Annotated in this window: 24 protein-coding genes; 12 read left to right on the forward strand and 12 right to left on the reverse strand. The window is 43.1% G+C overall.

Annotated elements, in window-relative coordinates; genetic code table 11:
- Nucleotides 1-5: 5 nt before the first annotated feature.
- The 3 genes from BMX56_RS20875 to panC all read right to left on the reverse strand — a co-directional run bounded on the left by BMX56_RS20875 (nt 6) and on the right by panC (nt 2,307).
- Entirely contained in the window at nt 6-974 is a 969-nt protein-coding gene (locus tag BMX56_RS20875) for an energy transducer TonB (protein ID WP_090651606.1), read from the reverse strand.
- A 32-nt stretch (nt 975-1,006) separates the two neighbouring features.
- Nucleotides 1,007-1,357, reverse strand: a complete 351-nt coding sequence (panD, locus tag BMX56_RS20880; protein WP_090651607.1) for an aspartate 1-decarboxylase — start codon at nt 1,355-1,357, stop codon at nt 1,007-1,009.
- A gap of 119 nt (nt 1,358-1,476) precedes the next feature.
- On the reverse strand, nt 1,477-2,307 hold the full coding sequence (gene panC / locus BMX56_RS20885) for a pantoate--beta-alanine ligase (RefSeq protein WP_177183874.1): 831 nt from the start codon (nt 2,305-2,307) through the stop codon (nt 1,477-1,479).
- A 154-nt stretch (nt 2,308-2,461) separates the two neighbouring features.
- Here panC and BMX56_RS20890 point away from each other — a divergent pair, with 154 nt between their 5' ends.
- The 6 genes from BMX56_RS20890 (at nt 2,462) to BMX56_RS20915 (ending at nt 11,623) form a co-directional block, all read left to right on the forward strand.
- Nucleotides 2,462-3,286, forward strand: a complete 825-nt coding sequence (locus tag BMX56_RS20890; RefSeq protein ID WP_090651609.1) for a glycogen/starch synthase — start codon at nt 2,462-2,464, stop codon at nt 3,284-3,286.
- A gap of 15 nt (nt 3,287-3,301) precedes the next feature.
- Nucleotides 3,302-4,708, forward strand: a complete 1,407-nt coding sequence (locus tag BMX56_RS20895; RefSeq protein ID WP_090651610.1) for a DUF4270 family protein — start codon at nt 3,302-3,304, stop codon at nt 4,706-4,708.
- 187 nt (nt 4,709-4,895) lie between these two features.
- On the forward strand, nt 4,896-6,731 hold the full coding sequence (gene glmS / locus BMX56_RS20900) for a glutamine--fructose-6-phosphate transaminase (isomerizing) (protein ID WP_090651611.1): 1,836 nt from the start codon (nt 4,896-4,898) through the stop codon (nt 6,729-6,731).
- 173 nt (nt 6,732-6,904) lie between these two features.
- Complete coding sequence (locus BMX56_RS20905; RefSeq protein WP_090651612.1) at nt 6,905-7,840, forward strand: hydrogen peroxide-inducible genes activator; 936 nt, start codon at nt 6,905-6,907, stop codon at nt 7,838-7,840.
- A gap of 202 nt (nt 7,841-8,042) precedes the next feature.
- On the forward strand, nt 8,043-10,460 hold the full coding sequence (locus BMX56_RS20910; protein WP_090651613.1) for a TonB-dependent receptor: 2,418 nt from the start codon (nt 8,043-8,045) through the stop codon (nt 10,458-10,460).
- Between the two features lie 2 nt (nt 10,461-10,462).
- The gene (locus BMX56_RS20915; protein WP_090651614.1) at nt 10,463-11,623 is read left to right on the forward strand and encodes a PepSY-associated TM helix domain-containing protein; all 1,161 of its coding nucleotides are present in this window, start codon (nt 10,463-10,465) and stop codon (nt 11,621-11,623) included.
- A gap of 72 nt (nt 11,624-11,695) precedes the next feature.
- On the opposite strand, the gene BMX56_RS20920 is transcribed toward BMX56_RS20915, so the two are convergent.
- Both BMX56_RS20920 and BMX56_RS20925 read right to left on the reverse strand, forming a co-directional pair.
- Nucleotides 11,696-12,031, reverse strand: a complete 336-nt coding sequence (locus tag BMX56_RS20920; RefSeq protein ID WP_090651615.1) for a DUF5615 family PIN-like protein — start codon at nt 12,029-12,031, stop codon at nt 11,696-11,698.
- Nucleotides 12,028-12,255, reverse strand: a complete 228-nt coding sequence (locus BMX56_RS20925) for a DUF433 domain-containing protein (protein WP_218152463.1) — start codon at nt 12,253-12,255, stop codon at nt 12,028-12,030. Before BMX56_RS20925 ends, BMX56_RS20920 begins: the two co-directional genes overlap by 4 nt.
- Nucleotides 12,256-12,292: 37 nt before the next feature.
- Here BMX56_RS20925 and BMX56_RS20930 point away from each other — a divergent pair, with 37 nt between their 5' ends.
- On the forward strand, nt 12,293-12,751 hold the full coding sequence (locus BMX56_RS20930) for a nuclear transport factor 2 family protein (protein WP_090651616.1): 459 nt from the start codon (nt 12,293-12,295) through the stop codon (nt 12,749-12,751).
- Here the strand turns inward: BMX56_RS20930 and BMX56_RS20935 are convergent, their stop codons facing one another.
- From BMX56_RS20935 to BMX56_RS20955, 5 genes are all read right to left on the reverse strand, one after another.
- Nucleotides 12,752-13,303, reverse strand: a complete 552-nt coding sequence (locus BMX56_RS20935) for an NUDIX hydrolase (protein WP_090651617.1) — start codon at nt 13,301-13,303, stop codon at nt 12,752-12,754.
- Nucleotides 13,296-13,703 (reverse strand): hypothetical protein, encoded by a 408-nt coding sequence (locus tag BMX56_RS20940; RefSeq protein ID WP_090651618.1) that lies wholly within the window; start codon nt 13,701-13,703, stop codon nt 13,296-13,298. Before BMX56_RS20940 ends, BMX56_RS20935 begins: the two co-directional genes overlap by 8 nt.
- Before the next feature lie 75 nt (nt 13,704-13,778).
- Complete coding sequence (locus BMX56_RS20945; RefSeq protein ID WP_090651619.1) at nt 13,779-14,579, reverse strand: TPM domain-containing protein; 801 nt, start codon at nt 14,577-14,579, stop codon at nt 13,779-13,781.
- A 12-nt stretch (nt 14,580-14,591) separates the two neighbouring features.
- A complete protein-coding gene (locus tag BMX56_RS20950) occupies nt 14,592-15,026 on the reverse strand; it encodes a TPM domain-containing protein (RefSeq protein WP_090651620.1) in 435 nt (144 codons plus the stop codon).
- Between the two features lie 202 nt (nt 15,027-15,228).
- Nucleotides 15,229-15,810, reverse strand: a complete 582-nt coding sequence (locus BMX56_RS20955; protein WP_090651621.1) for a LemA family protein — start codon at nt 15,808-15,810, stop codon at nt 15,229-15,231.
- 174 nt (nt 15,811-15,984) lie between these two features.
- Here BMX56_RS20955 and BMX56_RS20960 point away from each other — a divergent pair, with 174 nt between their 5' ends.
- Both BMX56_RS20960 and BMX56_RS20965 read left to right on the forward strand, forming a co-directional pair.
- The gene (locus BMX56_RS20960) at nt 15,985-18,276 is read left to right on the forward strand and encodes a GH92 family glycosyl hydrolase (protein WP_090651622.1); all 2,292 of its coding nucleotides are present in this window, start codon (nt 15,985-15,987) and stop codon (nt 18,274-18,276) included.
- A 220-nt stretch (nt 18,277-18,496) separates the two neighbouring features.
- Nucleotides 18,497-18,874, forward strand: coding sequence for a hypothetical protein (locus BMX56_RS20965; RefSeq protein ID WP_090651623.1), 378 nt, complete (start codon nt 18,497-18,499; stop codon nt 18,872-18,874).
- A gap of 87 nt (nt 18,875-18,961) precedes the next feature.
- On the opposite strand, the gene BMX56_RS20970 is transcribed toward BMX56_RS20965, so the two are convergent.
- Entirely contained in the window at nt 18,962-19,528 is a 567-nt protein-coding gene (locus BMX56_RS20970; protein ID WP_090651624.1) for an RNA polymerase sigma factor, read from the reverse strand.
- A gap of 655 nt (nt 19,529-20,183) precedes the next feature.
- Here BMX56_RS20970 and BMX56_RS20975 point away from each other — a divergent pair.
- The 3 genes from BMX56_RS20975 to BMX56_RS20985 are packed head-to-tail and all read left to right on the forward strand — an operon-like array spanning nt 20,184 to nt 22,574.
- Entirely contained in the window at nt 20,184-21,734 is a 1,551-nt protein-coding gene (locus tag BMX56_RS20975; protein WP_090651625.1) for an NAD(P)/FAD-dependent oxidoreductase, read from the forward strand.
- The gene (locus BMX56_RS20980; protein ID WP_090651626.1) at nt 21,731-22,216 is read left to right on the forward strand and encodes a DinB family protein; all 486 of its coding nucleotides are present in this window, start codon (nt 21,731-21,733) and stop codon (nt 22,214-22,216) included. Before BMX56_RS20975 ends, BMX56_RS20980 begins: the two co-directional genes overlap by 4 nt.
- Nucleotides 22,209-22,574, forward strand: a complete 366-nt coding sequence (locus BMX56_RS20985) for a CoA-binding protein (RefSeq protein ID WP_090651627.1) — start codon at nt 22,209-22,211, stop codon at nt 22,572-22,574. Before BMX56_RS20980 ends, BMX56_RS20985 begins: the two co-directional genes overlap by 8 nt.
- A gap of 71 nt (nt 22,575-22,645) precedes the next feature.
- On the opposite strand, the gene BMX56_RS20990 is transcribed toward BMX56_RS20985, so the two are convergent.
- Nucleotides 22,646-24,025 (reverse strand): methyltransferase RsmF C-terminal domain-like protein, encoded by a 1,380-nt coding sequence (locus BMX56_RS20990; protein WP_090651628.1) that lies wholly within the window; start codon nt 24,023-24,025, stop codon nt 22,646-22,648.
- Between the last annotated feature and the right edge of the window lie 492 nt (nt 24,026-24,517).

The following is a 24,517-nucleotide window of genomic DNA, read 5'->3' on the forward strand; positions in this document are numbered from 1 at the left end:
TATTATTACTTTCCGCTTAAAGCGAAATTGACAGGAACAGAGAAATATACCCTTACAGGCGAACCCATAGAAGTTCCCGGAATCCATTTTGGTGAGTTTTTAAGTACCCTGGTGGCTTCTTCGTCTAATATGGGAGCAACTGATTTGGATACTTTAATATCGGTTAACTTTCCGTCTTTTTCTACCACGAACGATAATATTACCTGGCCTTGAATATTTCTTTCACGTGCGAAGTCCGGGTATTGTATATGATTTGAGAGGTATCGCCCAAAACCCTCAACGCCGCCTCTGAATTGCGGCATAACGTCTCTTGCCTGGGCATATGTGGTAATTTTTCCGTCGCTGGTTGTAGCGGTGCCGCTTATAAGTTTTCCATTATCATAGGTTTCTGTAAATGTGGTATGAATGTTTTTAAACTCCCCCTTCCACAGGCCATCTCTTTTTCCGTTTTTTACATTACCTTCTTCGTTAATGTATTTAAACTTATCATCATAGCCTTTGTAATAGCCATTACCGTCGGTAACCTGCGGGTTTCCCAGCGAATCGAGGTTGGCGGTTATCAGGTAATCATCTCTGATTTCATCACGTAAGGCGCTGTTTTCGGGGTAAGATAGTTGCTGGTATAGTTTGCCATTGGGATAGAAGTTTGTTTCATCGTCAACTTTTGATCCGTTTTTGTAATTACTTACCCGTTGTCTGAAACCGTTTGCGTAATAGCTTACGCACGGCCCTGTGAATTTGGGCGGATCGATAGTCACAGACTTACCAATCAGCTTTTTTTTGCCGTTAACATAAAATTCAAATACATTGTAATACACCGATCCGCTATCTGGCTCCCGTACTATCCTGATATAGTCGGCACTATCGCGTACATCGACATATTTGCCGTTATATTTTAAAAAATAAACATTCTGGCGCTGGGCAAGGCAAAACGATGCCACAAGAAGAAAGGTAAAGGTTAAAAGTGATTTCATTAAAAAAGCAAGTGCGTTAAACCGGCACTAATTTACTTTATTAATTTATTATCGGCATCAGGAAATACCAATATCGGTTCATATTTTCTCGCTTCATCGCGCTCCATATAGGCGTATGACATAATGATAACCACATCGCCAACCTGCGCCAGCCTGGCGGTGGCACCATTTAAGCAAACTGTGCCGCTGCCGCGTTCGCCTTTTATCACATAGGTTTCAAAACGGGCGCCGTTGTTGTTATTCACTATCTGAACTTTTTCGTTCGGGATAATATCGGCTGCTTCAATCAGGTCTTCGTCAATTGTAATACTGCCCACATAATTCAGCTCCGCCTGAGTAACCTTCACCCTGTGAATTTTGGACTTCAATATTTCAATAATCATGGCGCAAAGTTATAAATAAATTAGTCGATAGTTCATGGCCCATAGTCCATAGATTGTAAAATGATTAATCACGGCTGTAACGCCATTTTTGCTATCGTCTATGGACTATCAGCCATCGTCTACCCAATCAACATATTATCTATCAATCTTGTTTTACCTGCACGGGCTGCCACCAGGGCAACTACAGTTTTTGTGTCTGAATTGGCCGGAAGCAAGGTATCGCCATCTACAATTTCAAAATATTCGAGGTTTATGCCTGGCTCGGCTTTTATCATCTGTTCGGCCTGCTGCTGAAGCTGGGGGATATTTTCTTTACCGAAATTACTTTTAACCCAGTTTAATGTTTTTGATAATATGAGGGCGTGCTGCCTGTCGCTAACAGTTAAATGAATGTTCCTCGAGCTCATGGCCAGTCCGTCGGCATCGCGTAAAATAGGACACATTACCAGCTTTACGGGCATGTTTAATAAACTAACCATTTTACTGATTACCATAAACTGCTGGTAATCTTTTTGGCCAAAAAAGGCGATGTCGGGCTTCACGATGTTAAACAGTTTATTTACCACCTGCATTACGCCCTGGTAATGCCCGGGGCGAAATTTGCCCTCCAGCAAATGCTCCAGGCTACCTATGTCTAAATGCCATTTCTCATTATCATCATACATCTCATCAACCGCCGGGTTAAACAAAATATCGCAGCCCGCCTGCTCCAGCATGGCTATATCGGCAGCAATGGGGCGGGGGTATTTTTCAAGGTCTTTGGGGTCGTTAAACTGGGTAGGGTTTACAAAAATACTGCAAACCACTTCGGTGCTAATTTGCTGAGCCTGTTTAATTAACGATATATGGCCGTTATGCAGCGCACCCATTGTAGGTACAAAGCCAACGGTTTTGTTGGCTTTATTGGCAAAGTGCTGGGTTACCTGTTGCCTGGTAGTAAATATCTTCAAAGCTTTTGAATTACAAAATTTGGTAAAGGTGTGCATTTACGCAAAAAATACCAAAAGTTACTTGCACAATTCGTTGACAGTTCATATAATAATGATTATATTTGCAAACTCAAATTTTTTGACTTCTTTACATATTTTTAATACTGATTAAGTGATGGGTAAATCTAAGCTATTGTTTATAACTCATGAAATGTCTCCTTTCCTTGAACTCACAAAAATTGCTGAAATAACACGCCAACTTCCGCAGGCAATGCAGGAGAAGGGGTTCGAGATCCGGATCCTTATGCCGCGTTTTGGCAATATTAACGAGCGCAGGAACAGGCTTCATGAAGTTATCCGTTTATCGGGTATGAATATCATTATCAACGATAATGATAACCCGCTGATCATTAAGGTAGCATCTATCCCGGCAGCACGTATGCAGGTGTATTTTTTAGATAATGAAGAATATTTTCAGCGTAAACATGTGTTTGGTGATAAGGACGGGAAGTTTTATGCCGATAATGACGAACGCATGATTTTCTTTTGCAAAGGTGCATTGGAAACGGTTAAAAAATTAGGATGGGCCCCTGATATTATCCATTGCCATGGATGGTTAAGCGCCCTGGTGCCTGCGTATTTAAAAACTACTTACAAAGACGATCCAACTTTTAAGCATTCAAAAATCATTTATTCGATTTACGAAAATGACTTTAGTGATAAACTTGGTGCCGATTTTGCCCAAAAAGCAATCATGAGCAACATGACCGAAGCACATGTTGACGCTTACAAAGAAGGTACTAATACTGCTCTTTATGCCGGTGCAATCCAATACTCAGACGGTATTGTTTTAGGCAGCGATAATATCGATGCAGATGTGTTAAATAATGTTAAAAACAGCAATAAATCGGTTTTAGAATTTGATTCTACCGCAGATTTCGAAAATTATTACAATTTTTACGACGAAATTACCAACGACGAATTGGTGCATGTTGCATAAGACTTAATATTATATATGAAATTTTTCAGATTAGACTTATTGACCCTGTTAATAAGTCTTTTTATTTTCAATAGCTGTAAGCGCCAGGAGGGCATAGGTTTAGGGGTAGATACATCAACCCAAACATCTGGCACTTTGCTTGTTGATACTACTGTTACCATTAAAACTGTTGACGAAGATACTGCAACCGTAGTTACATCCGGCTTGACCAAAACACCGCTTGGCGAGTTTGCTGACCCTGTTTTTGGTACAACAAAAACAAATGTTGCACTGGGTATTCAGTTGCCAACCGCCCCTTATACTGTTCCGGCGGGTACACTTACTATAGATTCGGCCGTGCTTGTGCTGGGTTATGCTGATGGGTTTTACGGCGATTCGGTTGTGACACGGTATAAGATAAACGTGTACCAGTTACAGGACAAGCCGGTTAACCAAACCTATTATGGTACCAATCGCTGGGCTAACCAGGGAACTGTTTTAGCATCCAAAACATTTACTGCCAATACACACGATAGTTTAACCATAGCCCGGATAAGGAAAGATACTGTGGATACTGTGCAAAGAGTGGCCCCACAGTTACGTGTGCCTTTCAGCAAACAATTTATTTATGATCATCTTTTTAATGCAAATGGTACTGCTTTGGCTTCCAATGCGGCTTTCCAGGATGCTGTTAAAGGTTTATACCTTACTTTACAAAGGGCGCAGCCAACAAATGCAGGCGGCACATTGCAATTAAACCTTGCTTCTGCCGGTTCGCATCTGGATGTATTTTACAAGGCAAAAAAGGATACTACAACTGATACGGCAAGCGTATCATTAACCTTCCCGATACATGCCGCCGAAATAAGGCGCCAGTACAGCGAAACTGTAACCAAAGCCAAAACAGCCGGGGGAACTACCCAAACTACAGTTTATCTGCAAGGCCTGGGCGCATTGCGTGCAAAAGTTGGATTTCCGGGTATAAGCAAGCTTAACCCCGACTCAATAGTGTTAAACCGGGCCGAATTGGTAATAACACCCGTTCAGGGTTCCGGCATTCCGTATGCGCCATTACCTAAGCTGACCATGTACCAATTGGACATTGCCAAACAGCGTATTTTGATACAGGATGCATCGGCATCAAACCCGCTTTACCAGACAGGCATATTTGGAGGCTTTTACTCCAACACAACCAAAGAGCCGGTAAAAGCCTATCGTTTTGTAATTACAAGCTACATCCAGGATCTTATACGTAAAAAGACCGTAGATTATGGAACTTACATTGCCCCCATTGATGCTACCGAAGTAAATTCAACCACCGGGGCTACCGGGATAACCCCAAGCGCACAAATTGCGGCCCGTTCGATTTTGATTGGCAGCGATAATAATTCATCTTATCGCATTAAACTGAACATCTTTTATACCAAGATACCCAAGCTGTAAAAGCTTAATTAAAATAAAAAGAATCCCCGCTTAGGGGATTTTTTTGTTTAAGGCCAAAAGGCTTCTTAAAATTATTTTTTAAGTATCTAAAAACCTTCCGTTTTTCTGAAATAATTAAAATAATAAGCTATGAAGTGTGTTATATAGCTGATTATTTTTGCTCCATTTACACTTTATTAAATTTACTATGTGCGGAATTGTTGGTTATATAGGTTACCGGGATGCTTATCCCATCGTTATAAAAGGGCTTCATCGTTTAGAATACAGGGGGTATGACAGCGCCGGTGTTGCGCTGTTAAATAAAGAACTTAAGGTTTATAAAAAGGCCGGCAAGGTTGATGACCTTGAGAAATTTGTAAAGGATATTGATCTTAAAGGGTCATTAGGGATGGGTCATACACGCTGGGCAACCCACGGCGAGCCAAGCGACCGCAATTCGCATCCACATTCGTCGGGCAACCGTAGGCTTACGATAATACATAATGGCATTATCGAAAACTATGGCATCATCAAAGAAACGCTTATTGCCAAAGGCCACATTTTTAAAAGTGATACCGATACCGAAGTGTTAATACACCTGATAGAAGATATCATGGATCAAACCGGGCTTGGCCTGCGGGAGGCCGTAAGGGTATCTTTAACCAAAGTAATTGGCGCGTATGCCATTGTTATCGTGAGCGCAGATGAACCCGACCTGTTAATAGCGGCGCGTAAAGGCAGCCCGATGGTTATAGGTGTTGGCAAAGGCGAGTATTTTGTAGCATCAGATGCCACGCCGATTGTGGAGTATACCAAAAACGTGATTTATTTAAATGATAACGAAATTGCTTACATACACCGGGATAGCCTGCTGATAAAAAATATCGATAACTCGGTACAAACACCCTATATCCAGGAGCTCGACCTGAAGCTGGAGATGCTGGAAAAAGGCGGATACGAGCACTTTATGCTAAAAGAGATATATGAGCAGCCACGTTCTATCCGCGATTGTTTACGCGGGCGTATTTATCCGCAGCAAGGTAAGGTACAATTGGGCGGCATTAAAGAATACACCGAGAAGCTGAAGAATGTCGACAGGATCATCATCATTGCTTGCGGAACATCATGGCATGCCGGCCTGGTTGGCGAGTATTTGATTGAGGAATACGCCCGCGTACCCGTGGAAGTGGAGTACGCCTCGGAGTTTAGATACCGTAACCCCATCATCACCGAAAAAGATTTGGTAATAGCCATCTCCCAATCAGGCGAAACTGCCGATACCATGGCGGCTATTGAACTGGCTAAAGAAAAAGGCGCCACCATTTTTGGCATATGTAACGTGGTAGGTGCATCCATTCCACGTACTACGCATGCCGGTGTTTATACGCATGCCGGCCCCGAAATAGGGGTGGCATCAACCAAGGCATTTACAGCCCAGGTAAGTGTTTTAACGCTAATAGCGTTTTATATAGCCCAGCAGCGTGGTAAAATAACCCAAAGTAAGCTGGTTGAATATTTGACCGAATTAAACCAGATCCCTCAACTGGTTGAGGAGGCTTTAAAATGCAACGATCACGTTATAAAGATAGCCGCGAAATTTAAAGATTCAACCAATTGCCTGTTCCTGGGCAGGGGCAGCTCATTCCCGGTAGCGTTGGAAGGTGCTTTAAAGCTCAAGGAGATCTCCTATATTCATGCCGAAGGTTATCCCGCTGCCGAAATGAAGCATGGCCCTATAGCGCTAATTGACGATGATATGCCGGTGGTTGTTATTGCGACCCAAAGCTCATCGTACGAAAAAGTGATTAGTAACATACAGGAGGTAAAGGCCCGCAAAGGACACGTAATAGCCATTGTTACCGAAGGTGATACCGAAGTAAGGGACATGGCCGACTATGTGATTGAGATACCTCAAACCCACGAAGCATTTGTGCCGCTTATTGCTACTATCCCATTACAACTATTAGCTTACCACATAGCCGTAATGCGCGGTTGTAATGTAGACCAGCCACGAAATTTGGCAAAATCGGTAACGGTGGAGTAGGGGGATTTAGATGTGAGGTATTAGGATTGAGATTTGAGACGGCTTTACTGGTGTTGGAAATCTTATTTTTTTGCCTTTTGCAAAGTGTCTCACGTCTCACATCTAATATCCCAAATCCAAAATAGATAAAACTAATAAAATTTTATATTTGCATAGTATTTATCTATATAAAAATGACCATAACCCAGCTTGAATACATTGTAGCAGTTGATACTTACCGCAGCTTTGTTTTAGCCGCCGAAAAATGTTTTATTACCCAGCCAACCCTAAGTATGCAGGTACAGAAACTGGAAGATACCCTTGGCGTAAAAATATTTGACCGCAGCAAACAACCCGTAACACCAACCGAAATTGGTATAGAAATAATTACCCAGGCACGCATTATGTTGTCTGAAAGTGAAAAGATCAAAGAAATTATTACCGACAGGCAAAAAGAGTTATCAGGCGAGTTAAGGGTTGGTATTATCCCTACTGTATCGCCCTATATATTGCCGAAGATCATTCACGGTTTTATCGAAAAATACCCGCAGGTAAAGCTTATTGTATGGGAACAAACCACCGAGGAAATCGTTCAGCAATTGAAACTGGGAATGATTGATTGTGGTATATTATCAACGCCGCTACATGAAAGTAACTTAACCGAGATCCCAGTTTTTTACGAAAACTTCGTGGCCTACGTATCTAAAAACAGCAAACTATCCAAAAAGAAAAGTATCACGCCCGATGATATTGATATGGAGGAGATTTGGATCCTGAACGAGGGGCACTGCATGCGCGAACAGGTATTAAATATTTGCCAGCGCCGCAAGGCCACCAAAGGCTTCCAGCATTTTGAATATAATACAGGCAGTGTTGAAACCCTTAAACGCATGGTTGACCAAAACAACGGCGCCACGATATTACCCGAACTTGCCCTCACCGATTTAACCGATAAACAGCTCGACAAGGTCCGATACTTTAAAACGCCCGAACCGGCCCGTGAAGTAAGCATAGTTATCCAACGCAACTTTTTGAAACGCCGCCTGATTGAAGCCCTCAAAAATGAAATCCTTGAGTTTGTACCCAAACGAATGAAAAGCAAAAAGAAAAAAGAGGTAATGGATATATAGGGATTTGGGATCTTGGATGTTCGATTTCGGATTTTTGAATGTGCAGATTTCAAATTACAGATGTGCAAAGTGAATTTTATAGACAGGTCTTGATACTTACTACTTGATACTTACTGCTTCTTTGGAATCTTTCTAAATAAATTTGGATGAATTGTCATAATGGATTACTTTTGGCCATTATTTATAATTAGTCTAAATAAAAATGAATCGACTTCAACCCTACCTTTACAAATTATTTTCTACTGTTTTTTTAGCTGCTGTGTTACTTTTAATGGTTACACCGATATTTGCCCAGCAAAATCGCGGTACCGTTAGCGGGCATGTAATTACCAATACCAATAAGCCGGCCGACAATGTTTCAGTGATGTTAAAAGGTACCAAATATGGCGCTGTTACAAATGATGACGGGGATTTTAGCTTCAGGGCGCCACAGGGTAAATACACGCTGGTAGTTTCGCAGGTTGGTAGCCAGAGCCAAGAGGCTGCCGTTGAGGTTATTGCTGGTAAAACCATTGTTATACCCCAGTTCACCGTGTCTGATGCTACCCACGGTTTACAGGAAGTAAATATCAACGCCAATAAAACCAATAAGTTTAAACACAAAAAAAGCGTTGATGTATCTAAAATGCCTTTGAGCAACCTGGAAAACGCTTCGGTTTATAATAGTATAAGCAGCCAGTTATTGCAGGAGCAACAGGTATTTTCCGTTGATGACGCCATACGCAACGCATCGGGAATCCAAAAAATGTGGGAGGCAACCGGCCGCGGCGGCGATGGCGGCGCCTATTATGCCAGTCGTGGTTTTGTAGTGCAATCTGCATTACGTAACGGTATCGCCGGTAATGTTACCAGCTCGATTGATGCATCCAATATCGATCGCATCGAGATTATTAAAGGCCCGTCGGCCACTTTGTTCGGTAGCAGTCTTACTTCATATGGAGGCTTAATTAATCGCGTAACCAAAAAGCCCTATGATTCATTTGGCGGCGAGATTTCCGGCTCCTTAGGCAACTTTGATTTTCAGCGTGTGAGTGCCGATATCAACGCCCCGCTCGACGCCGGGAAAAAGGTATTGTTACGCTTAAACACAGCTTATAATCATGAGGGTAGCTTTCAAAACACAGGCTTTAACCGCACTATAGCTGTGGCGCCAAGCCTGGTTTATAACGCTACCGAGAGGTTAAGTATCTCGGTAGATGCAGAGTTGTTTTACGGGAAAAGTATTGGTAAGCCCATCTTCTTTTTCCCGTATGGTGTAACCATAGCCCAGCTTGGACATGATCGGGCTGATGAGCTTCCTATCGATTACAAGCAATCGTACATGGGAAATGATTTAACCGAAACATCAAGGAGCACCAATTTTTATGGCGAAGTAAAATACAAGATCTCCAATTCGTGGACCTCGCGCACCAACATCGCATCAACCCATAGTTACTCCGATGGTTTTGGGCCTTACTATTACCTGCTCCCCGGCGATTCAATTTCCCGCAATGATCAGTCGACCCGCAAAAGCAAGGATGATATGATCGAAATTCAGCAAAACTTTAATGGTGATTTCAAGATCGGGAAGTTCAGGAACAGGTTTGTAGGCGGGCTTGATTTTTTCAGGGACAACTCCAACCAGTTTTTCTTCGGGAGTACGCTTGATACCGTATCATTAAAAGGGAACCAAAATTATGGCAACTTTAATAAAGCCGCGATGGATGCCATGTATGCAACCGGCACCTATGGCTTTACCTACCCGGCCATCTACATCCGCAACACCTATAGTGCATATGTATCTGATGTATTTAACATTACCGATCAGTTACTTGCATCTGCAGCCCTGCGGGTAGATCGTTTTGTCAATATCGGCAACTACGATCCTACAACTAAAACCAGGTATGGCGCTTATCAGCAAACTGCTTTCTCGCCAAAGTTTGGCCTGGTTTATCAGCCGGTTAAAGATCATGTATCATTATTTGCCAATTACCAAAACAGTTTCCGCAACCAAACAGGCATTACCGAAGATAATAAACCACTTAAACCCGAACATGCTAATCAAATTGAAGGTGGCGTTAAGCTGGATTTGTTTGAGGGCAAGCTAAGCAGTACTATAAGCTACTACGATATTAAAGTTAAAGATATCACCCGCCCATCGGCTACGCCAAACAGGGTTATCCAGGATGGTACTCAGTTGAGTAAAGGCATCGAAGCCGAAGTAATCGCCAACCCAATTGCGGGCTTAAACGCTGTTTTGGGCTTCTCATACAACGATTCAAAATACGATGCTACTACCAATGCCGATGTGGCCAACCGTCGGCCGGGTACGGCGTCATCGCCATACCTGGCCAACTTTTGGGTAAGCTATCGTTTACAAAAAGGCACCGTTAAAGGTTTAGGATTTGGGTTTGGCGGCAACTATGCCAGCGATAACAAAATTATTAATAGCGTAAGCCAGGGTGTATTTACTTTGCCCGCTTACACTATTTTTAATGCATCTGCATTTTACGACCTGAAAAACTACCGCATAGGCGCTAAGATGGATAACCTGACCAACCAAAAATACTGGATAGGCTATACCACCGTTAACCCGCAAAAATTAAGAAACTACGCCCTTACATTTACCTATAAATTTTAAATATGACGTTCAAAAAAGTCATGTTATTTATACATCGCTGGCTCGGCTTTATATCCGGGCTGGTGGTGTTTTTGGTGAGTATTACCGGTTGTATCTTTTGTTTCCAGGACGAGATCCAGGATGTTATCCACAACTATCGCCACGTAAAAAACGAGTATAAACCCTACCTGCCGCCATCGGTACTGAAAGCCGAAGGTTTAAAAGGATATCCCGGCGCCACGGCCAGCTACATGTTTTATTATGGGGCCGACAGGCCGGCCGGTGTACTGGTGAATTTGCCAAAAGATAAGGGAATTTTGTATGTATACCTTAACCCTTATACAGGGCGGGTTACCCACACCGAAAACCCGGAAAGTAATTTTTTCATTATTGTTGAATACATTCATTTATACCTGTTATTGCCACCTAAAATAGGCGGCCTGGTGGTGGGTATTTCGGTTATTATATTTGTGATGCTCATGATAACCGGCATCATCCTGTGGTGGCCTAAACGTAAAACCGACCGCAAGCGCAGCTTCACCATAAAATGGAATGGCCGCTGGCGCAGGGTTAATTACGATTTGCATAACGTACTGGGTTTTTATGTTACCGGCGTTGCCATAATTTTAGCTATAACCGGTTTAGCTATAGCTTTTGACTGGATGCGGGAAGGCATATACACCACAGCCAACCTTGGCAAGGCCTATCCCGAAGAAAAAGCAGTGTTAAAATCCGATTCGCTTTTAAAAGGCAAAACCGATTCGCGTTTTGTTATCGATAAATCGTTTGAATCCGCCCAGGCAGGGTCGCCCCGGGCCGAAATGTTTTTGCTTTTTGATGACGCATCCGCTTCGGGAACTATCGGTATAAGCGCCTACGCCCAAAGCCTGCACTACTTTAAAAGCGACGAATATGCTTTTGAAAAGTATACCGGCAAAATGCTCAAAAAAACTACCCATGCCCAAAAAAGCCCTGGCATGAAAATGAATAACATGAATTACGATTTACACGTTGGCCAGGTGCTGGGGCTTACAGGTAAAATCATTGCCTTTTTAGCCAGCCTAATCTGTGCTTCGTTGCCCGTAACAGGGTTTATCATTTGGCTGGGCAAGCGTAAAAAAGGTAAGTCAAAAAATGGGAAAGCGGTGGCGCATAGGCGTGCTGTAAAGCAAATGGGGGTTTGATGTGACATGTTTTTCGTTTAAGGGCATGTCATCTTTAAGCTAAAGCGTGGTAACTCGAAGTTAACTATCCGGTTAAAGATATATCTCAAAAATGCCCAAATCATCAGTGGACAAAAATTGATTAATCTCTTTTTTTAGAGAAATTAATAAGTGAGCGATCTTTTGAGTGCCGACGTTGCCGGTGCGCAACCAAATTATTTTAGGTGGATAGGAGTAAAGATTTTGTAATTCGCAAAAATCCTCGTCAAAAGTTAAAATTGTGTAGTTGTTTGTTTTGGCGAATTGCCAGATCATAAAATCGCTTAAACGTTCGTTTGCCCGAATTTCATTTGTAGGGAGAATATCCCAATCTAAAAGGAGTTTTTTTATACGCCATGAAATATTTTCGTCAGCGATGAGCCGTATCATGCCACTTTAATTATCCGTTCTTTGTTAGCCGCATAGGCAAGGCATGCAAATATAGCTTCGGATGTTAGTTGCGGGAAATCGCTTAGAATTTCTTCATGACTCAAGCCGGATGCCAGCCATTGCAAAACGTCATATACAGAAATCCGCGTACCCTTAATAACCGGTTTACCAAACCTTATTTCGGGGTTAAATTCAAGATATTCTTTATAATCAATTGGCTGCATATACAAATTTACCTAATTTGTCGTCAAATCCCATCACATGAAAAAGATATTCTTTTTAAGCGCCATCCTTTTTGTATCCTTCAAAACATTTGCCCAGCAAACCGATAAGGAGGCTGTAAAGCAAACCATTAACACCATGTTTGATGCCATGCGCAAAGGCGATAGTACCATGCTGCGGTCGGCTTTTCATAAAAACATCGTTTTTGAAGGTGTAGCCAATAAAAAGGATGGCACGGTTGAGCTGGAGATGGAAAACCCCAATGATTTTATAAAAGCCGTAGGCACGCCGCATAAAGAAATGTGGGACGAGGAGATAACCTTTAACGATATAAAAATAGATGGCGACCTGGCCAGCGTTTGGACACCCTATAAATTTTACCTGGGCAAAACCTTTAGCCATTGCGGGGTTGATGTTTTCCAGCTGATGCGCACTGCGGCGGGCTGGAAAATTATTTATGTTGTGGATACCCGTCGCAAGGACAATTGCCCGGAATGATTACAGCGCCCCCAGTTTTAACATGCCATAAAACAAGCCTGAGCAATGCATGGCTTGTTTTATTTTATTATCAAGCAGCAATTGTTTTATTTCTTCGATAGTATACTCTTCGACAATAAGCTCTTCATGATCATCCAGCTCCTGGCCTTGTACTTTTTTGCCGCCTTTGGTAAAATAGGTAAAGGTTTGGTTATTGGCGGTTGATGGGTTGCCGTATACGGTGCAAATCAGTTCAAATTCATCAAACTGGTAGCCGGTTTCTTCCAGCAGTTCGCGGCGGATGGCATGAACGGGTTCTTCCCCGGGATCAACTACGCCTCCCGGAATTTCGAGTGAAATAATATCGGCAGCATGGCGATATTGTGTTACCATTAATATTTTATTGTCATCGGTTACTGCTACGGCATTAACCCAGCTTGGGTATTCTAAAACATAGTAGTCTTCAACAATTCGTTTATCGGGCATTTCACAGCGATCAACGCGTAATGTAGCCCATGGGCCTTTATGTATGTAAGTAGATGATAGTAGTTTCCAGGTAAGATCTTTACTCATAGTTTGTTTGTAGAAATTGATAGATGGTATTGCGCTTGTTAATGTTTTCAAACGATTGCCGGTGATATTGTTGCTCCAGCACATCGTAAACTAACAAAATCTTTTTAAATGACAGCAAAAGTTCGGCATTTGCTGTAAAAGGCAGGCTATAAATGTATAGTAATTGCGCTAAGGCATCCAGATTGTCGGCACTGTAATTTTCATGTTCAAGCAATAACTTAAAAGCATCAATGTCAAGCTCAAGTATTTCATGAAGCTTAATATTGTACTCATTTAAAAGTGTGCTATCAGCAAGCTTTATAAACTCATCGGCTTTACCAGCCTCCTTAAGCCCCAACAGCCGGACAATAACCAAAGCCATTTTTTCTAATTCGGTGAGTATATAATCTTTCCTATACATGAGTTTAATAAATCAATAAATAAATTGCAACTCAAATCAATAATTCAGTCATTCACTAAATCAAATAATTAAAACCTACCAGCTGCCACTTGATCCGCCTCCGCCGCCACTGCCGCCGCCGAAACCGCCAAAGCCTCCACCGCCACCGCCTCCGCTTCCTCCGGAGAAACCGCCCCAGTCAGACCCACTGCTGCGGCCGCTGCCGCCAAGCATGCTGCCGGCCAAAAACCACCAGAAGGGGCTTGCGCCACCCCTGCGGTCGATAATTTGCCGGCCGCCCCCACCGCCGCGGTTACGAAATATGATAATTAATATAACAACTACTATCACAATCAGGATGATGATTCCCGCGCCGTCTCCGCCGCTGCTTTGGTCGTTTTCCTGTGCTTCGGCCTTAAATTCGCCTTTGGTAGCTTTTATAATATCGTCTGTAGCCGCATCCAGCCCGCCATAATAATCGCCCGCTTTAAAATGGGGTTTCATGTCGTTTTGGATAATGCGCTGGGTAAGTACATCAGGCAATGGCCCTTCGGCGCCATAACCGGTTTGGATAGCCATTTTACGGTCGCTTATAGCAACAATTACCAGGATGCCGTTGTTCTTTTCTTTTTGCCCAATACCCCATTTGCGCAGCAGTTGCTGGCCATAGTCGTTAATATCATAACTGCCGGTTGATTTCATGATCACCACAGCTATTTGCGTGGATGTAGAATCGTTAAAAGCAACCAATTTGCTTTCCAGCTTTTGCTTATCATCGGCCGATAAAGTATTGGTATAATCGGTAACCAGTGTGGCCGACCGTTCCGGAAAATCCTGCGCAAACGCCATCGCGGAGCAAAGCAGCAGGCTAAAAAATATCGTGAGTTTTTTAAACATGAGGTTTATAGGTTATTCGCCATCCATAAAAGCGATATCATCGGGTAGTTCGTTAACATCACCGGCATGGTGCGGGAAATATTTTTGCAGTTGTTCGCCGGCAATTTGCAGGCCGGTTACAATACCTTCAACAATATCGCCGTATTTAAAATGCTGCAGCATATCCTCCTTGGTTGTATCCCAAAAATCGGCAGGCACAACCTGGTTAATCCCGGCATCGCCAATAATGGCAAACTTTCGGTCAACAGTGGCTACATATATCAACACCCCATGCCTCAGTGCTGTTTTGTGCATATTAAGCTGAAAAAAATATTTCGCTGCCCGGTCAAGCACATCCTCGGCGCATTTCTTTTCTATACAAACCCGTATCTCGCCACTGCTGCGGCTCTCGGCCTGTTCAATAGCTTTACGGATGCGTTGCTGTTCTTCTTCGTTAAATACCGCCATCTTTTTAATTAGTGATTGGGTGAATTAGTGATTTAGTGAATGAATGAATTAGTGAACGAATGAATTATTATTTCTTTAAGCAAATGAACGATACGAATTGATAGCTCAAACCGCTAATTACCCTGTAGTTCAAATCAGTAATTCAGTCATTCAATAATTAAACTGCTCAAATCACTAATTCACTAACTCGCTAATTCACTAATTAATTGAACTCAACCTTCGGTGCTTTCTCGCTTCCGGGTTCGGCGGTGAAATATCCTTTTTCGGAGAAGCCAAACATTTTGGCCGTGATGTTAGCCGGGAACGAGCGGATTTTGGAATTATATTCCATTACAGCATCGTTAAAATCCTTACGGGATACGTTGATCCTGTTTTCGGTGCCTTCCAGTTGAACAGATAAGTCGCGAAAGTTTTCGTTGGCCTTTAAATCCGGGTATTTTTCTGATACAACCAACAGCCTGCCAATGGCCGAGCTTAACTCGCCCTGCGATGACTGGAAAGCTTTGATAGATTCGGGTGTAAGTTTTGTAGGGTCAACCTGCACCGATGTTGCTTTTGCGCGGGCTTCTATTACGGCGGTCAACGTGCTTTTTTCAAAGTTAGCGGCACCTTTAACCGTATTTACAAGATTGGGTATCAGATCGCTGCGGCGCTGGTAATCACTTTGGACGGCGCCCCATTTAGCTTTAACAGTTTCGTCGAGCTTAACCATGCTGTTATAACTACATGAGCTTAAGCTCACGGCTGCTACTGCAATTAATATTACTGAAAGTAACTTTTTCATAGGTTGAAGTTGTTTTACAGGTGTGTTTTTGATTTAGATTACAAAACGCATACCGTTGTTACAACTGGTATGGTTTAGTGACATTATGTCAAGGTACAGAATTTATCACGTTAAGCGAAACATTTAACTGTTATAGCCTATATTTGAAGCTTAATGTTGACATCGACCCACAAAATGAAGAAGACACTCTGCCTTTTTTTTACTGCTATTTCGCTTGGCGCAGCCGCACAAACTAAAACTGCCGAAAATTTAGTACAATATGTAAACCCTATTATAGGTACCCAGCGTATGGGACATGTGTACCCGGGCGCTACAGTTCCTTTTGGAATGGTACAATTGAGCCCGGAGACTGATACTCCCAGCTACGAACTGAACGGCAAATACAATCCCGATGTATATAAATACTGCGCCGGTTACCAGTACGATGATAAAACCATAGTTGGCTTTAGCCATACTCATTTTAGCGGTACCGGCCATTCAGATCTGGGCGACTTTTTAATTATGCCAACAGTTGGGGCATTAAAACTTAACCCCGGTACGGCCGATAAACCCGGCAGCGGCTACCGCTCGGCATTTTCGCACCAGAACGAAGTGAGCCAGGCTAACTACTACAAAGTAAAACTGGACGAAAGTAATATTTTGGCCGAGATGACCACCAGCGCACGTGTTGGTTTTCACCAGTACACCTTCCCTAAGTCCGATCAGTCGCATATTATATTAGATCTGATGGCCGGGATTTACAATTATCCGGATAAAAACGTGTGGACTTATTTAAGGGTTGTTAATGATAGCACCGTTGTGGGTTTCCGCCAAACCAATGGCTGGGCGCGCACGCGGTCGTTATACTTTGCCATGAGTTTTTCAAAAGCATTCTTTCAGCATGGATACAAAAAGTACGATCAGCGCGAAGTATATGGTGGCTTTTGGGGCAAATTTAACCGGGTGAAAAACTTTCCCGAAATTGCCGGCAAGCAAATAAGGGCTTACTTTGATTTTAAAACCGAAGAGGGCGAAAAAATAAAAATCAAGTTTGCATTATCACCGGTGAGTATGGCCGGTGCCTTAAATAATATGCAAACCGAGATACCTGGCTGGGATTTTGAAAAAGTAAAAGCCGACGGCCAGCAATTATGGGAAACCGAACTGCATAAAATAGAGATAGCCGGTAATAAAGAGATAAAAGAGAACTTTTATACCGCCATGTACCATGCCATGATTAACCCCACGGTATATATGGATGCCGATGGGCAATATAAAGGCCTTGATCAAAACGTGCACAAGGCCGAAGGGTTTACCAATTATACCACTTTTTCGCTTTGGGATACCTACAGGGCGCTGCACCCGCTGTTTAATATTATTGAACCGAAAAGAAACGCGGACATGGTACAAAGTATGTTGGCCCATTTTGACCAAAGTCCGGAACATATGCTGCCCATCTGGTCAAACTCGGGTAACGAGAACTGGTGTATGAGCGGGTACCACAGTGTAGCCGTACTGGCCGATGCCGTTGTAAAGGGAAATGTAAACTTTGATGCCAACAAAGCGCTGGATGCCTGCGTAGCCACTGCAAAGCACCGCGATTATGAGGGTATAGGCGACTACATGGATAAAGGTTACATCCCCGATGAAAAAAGCGGCGTATCGGTATCATCAACCTTGGAGTATGCTTTTGACGACTGGGCCATAGCCCAGATGGCCAAAAAGCTAAACCGGATGGATGTTTATAATGAATTCATCAAACGATCAGAAAATTACAAGAACGTATACGATAACGCAGCCGGCTTTATGCGCCCAAGGTTGGCCGATGGCAGTTTCCGCCAAAAGTTTGACCCACTAAGCACCATCAACGAGGGATTTATTGAGGGCAACAGCTGGAACTATACCCTGTTTGCGCCACAGGATCCAAAAAGCCTGATTGCGCTGATGGGCGGCAACAAGCGTTTTGTAGGTTACCTCGATTCGCTGTTCACCATGAACCTGCCCGACAAATATTTTGCCGAAACGGAAGATATAACCCGCGATGGCATCATCGGCAACTATGTACATGGCAACGAGCCATCGCACCACGTAGCCTATTTATACAATTGGACGGATAAACCATGGAAAACACAGGAACGCATCCGGATGATATTGCCACGTATGTACAAACCAACCCCGGATGGTTTGGGCGGTAACGACGATACCGGCCAGATGAGCGCCTGGTATATTTTCAGCACGTTGGGCTTTTACCCGGTAGCGCCTGGATCTGATCAGTATTCCATAGGCAGCCCGGCCGTGAATGGTGGCGTTATCAACCTGGATAACGGAAAAAAATTCACCATCAACGTAAAAAACCAGGGTGCCAAAAACGTGTATGTACAAAAGATAACGCTGAATGGTAAACCCCTGGATGGTTTATTCATTGGCCATGCCGATATTATGAATGGCGGCGAGATCACTTACTATATGAGCAGCAAACATAAATAGATGTGCAGATTCCAAATTTCAGATGTGCAGATGAAGCGAATTTGAAAATTTGAGTATTTTAAAATGAAAACACAGATGTGCAGATTCCAAATTTCAGATGTGCAGATGAAGCGAATTTGAAAATGAAGACAAAACACATATTTCAGATGTGCAGATGAATTTAGATAGAACAAGTGTAATTAAAGTCTCCCCCTTCAGGGGGAGATTTAGAGGGGGCTTGATGTTGTTTCTGCTGATACTCTTTGGTTCATGCGCTGAATCGTTTAAGCAGATTCCGCCGGATAAGTTTAATGATACGATAGCGAAACGAAAGGATATTAAAACATCCGACGAACTGATTAAAGCTTACTACCAGTACCGGCAGTATTACAGTGAAACCGATGCGAGGCCACGATTAAATATCACTTCAAGAAAACTGGATTCGGGCGACTATGAAATAACCGCTATAGACACCATTACGAATGACGACGCCCTGGCAGCCGAGAAAATTGTGATGATAGCCACCCGGAAAGCTGAAACCTGGAAAGCTTTAGATATTAAATACAACTGGAAAGCCCGCGATGGTTATGGTAGTTCAGAATGGGGTACAGGAAACTAAAATCGAATTCAAATTCAAAATAAGGGCCAACCACCCCGCTAATCAGAACCCTCTCCAAAGGAGAGGGCAGGGTGAGGCTGGAGGTCTTTACGCGTAGCAATGCTCCTCGCGGGTAGTTAGTTTACCAATCATTTCTTTTAAGGCAGTGCGTGCGCGGTGTAAAGTTGTACGCGACAGCAATTCACTCATCCCCAGCGATGTGCCAATTTCCTGGTGCGAGTATCCTTCAATGGCGTACATATTAAATACCGAGCGATAAGTTTTAGGGAGTTTTTGAATCAGTTTCATCAAATCCTTTGCTTCAAGCTCATTATCATTATATGCTTTGCTGATAGGCATATCACTATCGGCAGCAAAATCCTCAACCAAAACAACCGGGCGTAACTTGCGGTAGCGCGAAATAGCCGCGTGCACCATAATACGGCGCACCCAACCTTCCAGGCTGCCATCGCCACGGTAGTTTTGCATGTTCCTGAATATTTTTATAAAACCTTCTTGCAGTATATCCTGCGCTTCGTCTTTATCGGTAGCATAGCGCATGCAAACAGCCAGCATCCGCGATGCAAATAGTTTGTAAAATTGTTCCTGGCTTTTACGTTCGTTGCGTAAGCATCCTTCCCAAATTGTCTGTAAACGTTCGTCGGCAGTAGTCATTGTATTGTGTGTTTATTTGTGAAGCCTATGCCAATCCAAGTGCCATTTTGTAATTGATTGATTTTTAGATATTTATAAATTTAAGCTATTTTAAAACTGTTCGTTAGCGGACGGTTGATGCGCACATGCGAACACAAAGCCCCCTAACCCCCTGAAGGGGGAACGATGGTTGGTTAAGCTTATGGCGTAGGGAAGATATAAGCATCAAGCGATACCTTATTTTTATTGGCTGATCCCGGTTAAATGATCCAGGTATCAAAGGGACTTGTATTGGTCAACTACAGGCACAAATATTTGGATGCGCCTAAATTGCGCGATCAGTTTAGTGTTAACCATGATAAAATATAAAATATTGATTATTAAATATTTATAAAAAAAATATTCGAAATATGTTAAGTTATGTTAACCCAATAGATGCGTTTGCCCTGGCATCTTATGGGGATAATTTGGCGCATGTCCAAACCTTTATATTTAAAGCCCTCGTCTTTGGTTGGGTGAATCAAATAAATTAGGCCTTAAAAGAAATATTAAAAAGTCTCCCCCTTCAGGGGGAGATTATTCGCGTTTTATTGTTTTAAGGCGCTCATGAAGGTTTTGCTATTTAGAGGGGGCTTCTTACCTTTGCCCTAATCCGGGATAGAAACCCGGCGATAGTATGACAAAAGAAATTGAAATAGTATGCTCTCCCGGGCAGCATGAAGATGAGGCTGTAATTAAACGCCTTGCGGCGGCAGCTTTAAATATGCAGCCGCAGAAACTATCGGCCGTAAAAGTGTTAAAACGATCTATAGATGCCCGTGGCCGTAAAGTGGTTTACCGCATGATGGTGCAGGTGTTTATTGATGAGCCCTATAATCCCGAAATTTTTACTGTAAATTATCCCGACGTGCAGTTTGGCCGCCCGGTTATTATAGTAGGCGCAGGCCCGGCGGGCATCTTTGCTGCATTGCAATGCATTGAGCTGGGATTAAAACCAGTGATACTGGAGCGGGGCAAAGATGTTAAACAACGCAGGCGCGATTTGGCCAATATTAACAAACAGGGCCTGGTTAACCCCGAATCAAATTATTGCTTTGGCGAGGGTGGGGCCGGTACCTACTCTGATGGTAAGCTGTACACCCGATCTACCAAGCGCGGCGATGTAAACCAGGTGCTCAAAATGTTTGTTGCCCATGGGGCAGATGAAGATATATTAATAGATGCCCGCCCGCATATTGGAACCAACAAGCTCCCCCAGATTATTACCGCCATGCGCGAAACGATACTAAATGCAGGCGGCGAGTTTTTGTTTGATAGCAAAGTGACAGCCTTACTGGTTGAGTTTGGAAAGATAAAAGGCGTAAAACTGGCCAGCGGCGAAAAAATGACCGCTGATGCCGTAATCCTGGCAACGGGCCACTCGGCAAGGGATGTGTTTGAAATGCTGCATCATCAAAATATACTGATAGAAGCCAAGCCATTTGCTTTGGGTGTGCGTATAGAACATCCGCAGGAAATAATTGACCGCGCCCAATACCATTGCGAAAACCGTGGTCCGGATTTGCCGCCATCCTATTATAATTTGGTTGAGCAGGTAGAGGATAGGGGCGTATTTTCGTTTTGTATGTGTCCCGGCGGTATTATAGCGCCCTGTGCAACCGCCGAAAATGAAATTGTGGTAAACGGCTGGAGCCCTTCAAAGCGGAATAACCCATTCGCCAATTCAGGTACAGTAGTACAGATTAATATGGAAGATGTGGCCGGCAATGACATCGATCCATTCAAAATGCTCAACTTTCAGCACGAGGTGGAACGCGCCGCTTTTAAAGCTGGCGGCGGCAGCCTGGTTGCACCGGGTCAGCGTATGGTCGATTTTGTGGAAGGGCGTTTGTCAAATGATCTGCCCGTAAACTCCTACCTGCCGGGCACAAAGAGTATCGAATTGAAGGAGGTGTTACCCGATTGGATTCACAAACGTCTGCAAAAAGCGTTGCCAGCTTTTGGCCGGAAGATGAAGGGCTATTATACCAACGAGGCGATTTTGGTGGGGGTAGAGTCGCGCACGTCATCGCCGGTAAAAATTCCCAGGGATAAAGAAACTTTGCAGCACCCACAGGTTAAAGGATTATTTCCGTGTGGAGAAGGGGCCGGTTACGCTGGTGGCATTATTTCTGCTGCTATTGATGGTGTTAACTGTGCGCTGGCCGCTTTAAAAATATTAGCATGACAATTTCTGAAAAACTGAGTACCGAATTGCAAAAGATACTATCGGGCGATGCCTGGTATGGTTCGCCTGTTTATGATATAGTAGAAAGCATCGGCTTCGAGGCCGCCTACGAAAAGCCGCCTGGATCTGTCCATAACATAGCCGAAATCGTTTTACACATGATAGCCTGGACAGAAGAAGTAATGGATAGGATGAATGGGCTTACGGCTGGCATACCCACAAGTGGCGACTGGCCCGAAACCGGTGCGCCTGACGAACAAAAATGGCAAAACTATGTTGATGATTTAAAGCTGGTGAACGTAAATTTGATTGGCATTATCCAGAACTTCCCGCAGGAACAATGGGATGAGTCGATAAAAGACGAACGGAACCGCGAGATGGGAACAGGTGTGAGCTATGAAGAATTGATTAACGGACTTATTCAGCATCATATTTACCACTCCGGCCAAATTGCTTTATTAAACAGGATAATCAATGGCTGATAAAAAGACACTTATATTAGGAGCAACGCCCGATACCGGCCGGTACGCAAATCTTGCAGCCAACAGGTTGGTTGGTCATGGGCATAGCATAGTTAATGTAGGCATAAAAACAGGCGAGGTTGCCGGTGTGCCTATCGAGAAGCCCGAAACCATTCATAATGATATTGATACGGTTACTTTATATGTTGGTCCTCAAAATCAACCGCCGTTATATGACTATATATTAAAAACACACCCCAAGCGAATCATCTTTAACCCTGGTACCGAAAATTCTGAACTCAGGCGCATGGCCACTGAAAAAGGAATTGAAACAGAGTATGCATGTACACTGGTGCTGTTATCAATAGGGCAGTATTAAAAGCCCCCTAACCCCCTGAAGGGGGAATAAAAGTTTGCAGTTAATAACTGTGTTATCAAAAGACTCCCCCTTCAGGGGGCTGGGGGGCTCGAAAATATCCTGATCTCTTTGGGGTAATAATTATTAATCCTATTTGGCAATAGCTTAGCCCATCCTAAGGCCTGTCCCTCGTAGTTCATCAGGCTCCAGCCCTTTTCCATAGGGTTTAGGTCGATGTTGTCTCGGCGCAGATACTGAATAGCCTGGTCGTAGGTAAGTTCCGTTTGTAAAACCGCGTCTTTATTAATAATAGTACTTAAAGCCAGCTCATGGTCGGGTATTAAATCTTTCCCCATTAACTTACCAACCCGCACGCCCGATTTTTTGAGGTATAGATGCCGTTGTAAAATATTCAGACTTTCTTTATGTGCGCGGTTAATCGCCAGCCAATCTTCGTTCACTTTAAAATAATAGTAGTCGTCCGGGTTGTTAATATATGCTTTTATCTGGTCAATTTCCTTGCTGCTTATTTTTTGCTGCATGTTGTTTTTAAAGGTGCCCAGTTCGCCGGTGTTGGTTCTCTTTTTAAGGCACGATGCAAATAGCCCCTCACCCTTAACCTTGCCCGGATAAAAGCGGTATCCCCATGCCTTTTTATCGTGCGATTGCGTTTCTACAATACCCCACTCCTTATATATAGGTATACGTACGCTTTCCAAATCAAATTCAAGGCAAAGCCAATCCAGTATATCTTCGTTTTCCTGGTGCGAGTAAGAGCAGGTACTATATATAAGGTATCCGTCTTCTTTTAAGGCAGGGAGTATATCGGCCAGGATCCGTTCCTGCCGCTGGTGACACAATTCCACATTGGCCTCCGACCACTCGTTCATTGCCTGCGGATCTTTACGAAACATGCCCGAGCCCGAACATGGTGCATCAACCAGGATAATATCGAAAAAGCTTTTTAACCGCCCAATGTCTTTCGGATCGTTATTGCTCACTATTACGTTTGCCTGGCCCCAACGGCTAAGGTTATCTGTTAATACAGGTACGCGTGTTTTAATAATTTCGTTGGCAACCAGCAAATCATTGGCATTAATGGCCGAATTAAGGAGTGTGCTTTTGCCACCTGGAGCAGCGCAAAGGTCAAGTACTTTTATCGCGTCATCTATATTAGGGCGGATATGTTTTAATATATGGTCGATAAACATAGACGATGCCTCCTGTACATAATAGCACCCGGCATGAAAAAGCGGGTCGAAAGTGAAGGATGGGCGGGTGTTTAAATAAAATCCATCGCTACACCAGGCTACTTGTTCATCTGTTTTTAATGATGGATGCTTGAAAGGATTAAGCCTTATAGAGGTAGGCGCATCAGTAATTTGATGTGCCTGGATAAAATTTTCTTCGTCAAATCCATTTTCTGCGCTTAAGGTTTGCAGGAAATTATCGGGGAACTGTTGCTCATTCATATACTTTGTAAATATACAAATTAGGTATATGCTATTGTTTATAAGATATTCGGGCGCTGTTGGGGTTTATTTAACGTTAGTTTACAGTTACTTGTAGAATTGTTTTAATTATTTGAAAATTTCTCTTGGTTGGTAAGTGGTTTTCTGTGTACATTTGTGGCCGCTCCAGAAAAAGGGCGTTGTTTTTTGAAGAGTTAGCGAATAAAAAAAAGATCAAAAAGAGTGAAATTATCACTTGTTAAATCAAATTAAAATTCGCACTTTTGCAACCCGCAATCGAAGAGGAAGATCAAGTGAAAATGATCGGTTTCGGGTCTCCAAAAAAAAGAAAAAATAAGTTTTGGAAAAGTAAAAAGGAATACTACCTTTGCAGACCCAAACGGAGGGTTGTTCGGAAGAGCAAAAGAAGTTAAAAAGCCGGAGCGATTCCGGTAATAGAAATGACAAATCAGACAAGGTAACTTGTAAAGATTATATAGCGGATTCGGATGA

Source organism: Mucilaginibacter sp. OK283, from assembly GCF_900110415.1.
Lineage (GTDB): Bacteria > Bacteroidota > Bacteroidia > Sphingobacteriales > Sphingobacteriaceae > Mucilaginibacter.

Bases quoted from the DNA above. Each gene is read 5' to 3' on its own strand.
- BMX56_RS20955 (WP_090651621.1), bottom strand. From the start codon at position 15,810: ATGAAAAAGTTACTTTCAGTAATATTAATTGCAGTAGCAGCCGTGAGC.
- BMX56_RS20930 (WP_090651616.1), top strand. From the start codon at position 12,293: ATGAAAAAGATATTCTTTTTAAGCGCCATCCTTTTTGTATCCTTCAAA.
- BMX56_RS20935 (WP_090651617.1), bottom strand. From the start codon at position 13,303: ATGAGTAAAGATCTTACCTGGAAACTACTATCATCTACTTACATACAT.
- panD (WP_090651607.1), bottom strand. From the start codon at position 1,357: ATGATTATTGAAATATTGAAGTCCAAAATTCACAGGGTGAAGGTTACT.
- BMX56_RS20960 (WP_090651622.1), top strand. From the start codon at position 15,985: ATGAAGAAGACACTCTGCCTTTTTTTTACTGCTATTTCGCTTGGCGCA.
- glmS (WP_090651611.1), top strand. From the start codon at position 4,896: ATGTGCGGAATTGTTGGTTATATAGGTTACCGGGATGCTTATCCCATC.
- BMX56_RS20915 (WP_090651614.1), top strand. From the start codon at position 10,463: ATGACGTTCAAAAAAGTCATGTTATTTATACATCGCTGGCTCGGCTTT.
- BMX56_RS20890 (WP_090651609.1), top strand. From the start codon at position 2,462: ATGGGTAAATCTAAGCTATTGTTTATAACTCATGAAATGTCTCCTTTC.
- BMX56_RS20945 (WP_090651619.1), bottom strand. From the start codon at position 14,579: ATGTTTAAAAAACTCACGATATTTTTTAGCCTGCTGCTTTGCTCCGCG.
- BMX56_RS20950 (WP_090651620.1), bottom strand. From the start codon at position 15,026: ATGGCGGTATTTAACGAAGAAGAACAGCAACGCATCCGTAAAGCTATT.
- BMX56_RS20990 (WP_090651628.1), bottom strand. From the start codon at position 24,025: ATGAATGAGCAACAGTTCCCCGATAATTTCCTGCAAACCTTAAGCGCA.
- BMX56_RS20965 (WP_090651623.1), top strand. From the start codon at position 18,497: ATGTTGTTTCTGCTGATACTCTTTGGTTCATGCGCTGAATCGTTTAAG.
- BMX56_RS20895 (WP_090651610.1), top strand. From the start codon at position 3,302: ATGAAATTTTTCAGATTAGACTTATTGACCCTGTTAATAAGTCTTTTT.
- BMX56_RS20910 (WP_090651613.1), top strand. From the start codon at position 8,043: ATGAATCGACTTCAACCCTACCTTTACAAATTATTTTCTACTGTTTTT.
- BMX56_RS20975 (WP_090651625.1), top strand. From the start codon at position 20,184: ATGACAAAAGAAATTGAAATAGTATGCTCTCCCGGGCAGCATGAAGAT.
- BMX56_RS20980 (WP_090651626.1), top strand. From the start codon at position 21,731: ATGACAATTTCTGAAAAACTGAGTACCGAATTGCAAAAGATACTATCG.
- BMX56_RS20940 (WP_090651618.1), bottom strand. From the start codon at position 13,703: ATGTATAGGAAAGATTATATACTCACCGAATTAGAAAAAATGGCTTTG.
- BMX56_RS20905 (WP_090651612.1), top strand. From the start codon at position 6,905: ATGACCATAACCCAGCTTGAATACATTGTAGCAGTTGATACTTACCGC.
- BMX56_RS20925 (WP_218152463.1), bottom strand. From the start codon at position 12,255: ATGCAGCCAATTGATTATAAAGAATATCTTGAATTTAACCCCGAAATA.
- BMX56_RS20920 (WP_090651615.1), bottom strand. From the start codon at position 12,031: ATGATACGGCTCATCGCTGACGAAAATATTTCATGGCGTATAAAAAAA.
- BMX56_RS20970 (WP_090651624.1), bottom strand. From the start codon at position 19,528: ATGACTACTGCCGACGAACGTTTACAGACAATTTGGGAAGGATGCTTA.
- BMX56_RS20875 (WP_090651606.1), bottom strand. From the start codon at position 974: ATGAAATCACTTTTAACCTTTACCTTTCTTCTTGTGGCATCGTTTTGC.
- BMX56_RS20985 (WP_090651627.1), top strand. From the start codon at position 22,209: ATGGCTGATAAAAAGACACTTATATTAGGAGCAACGCCCGATACCGGC.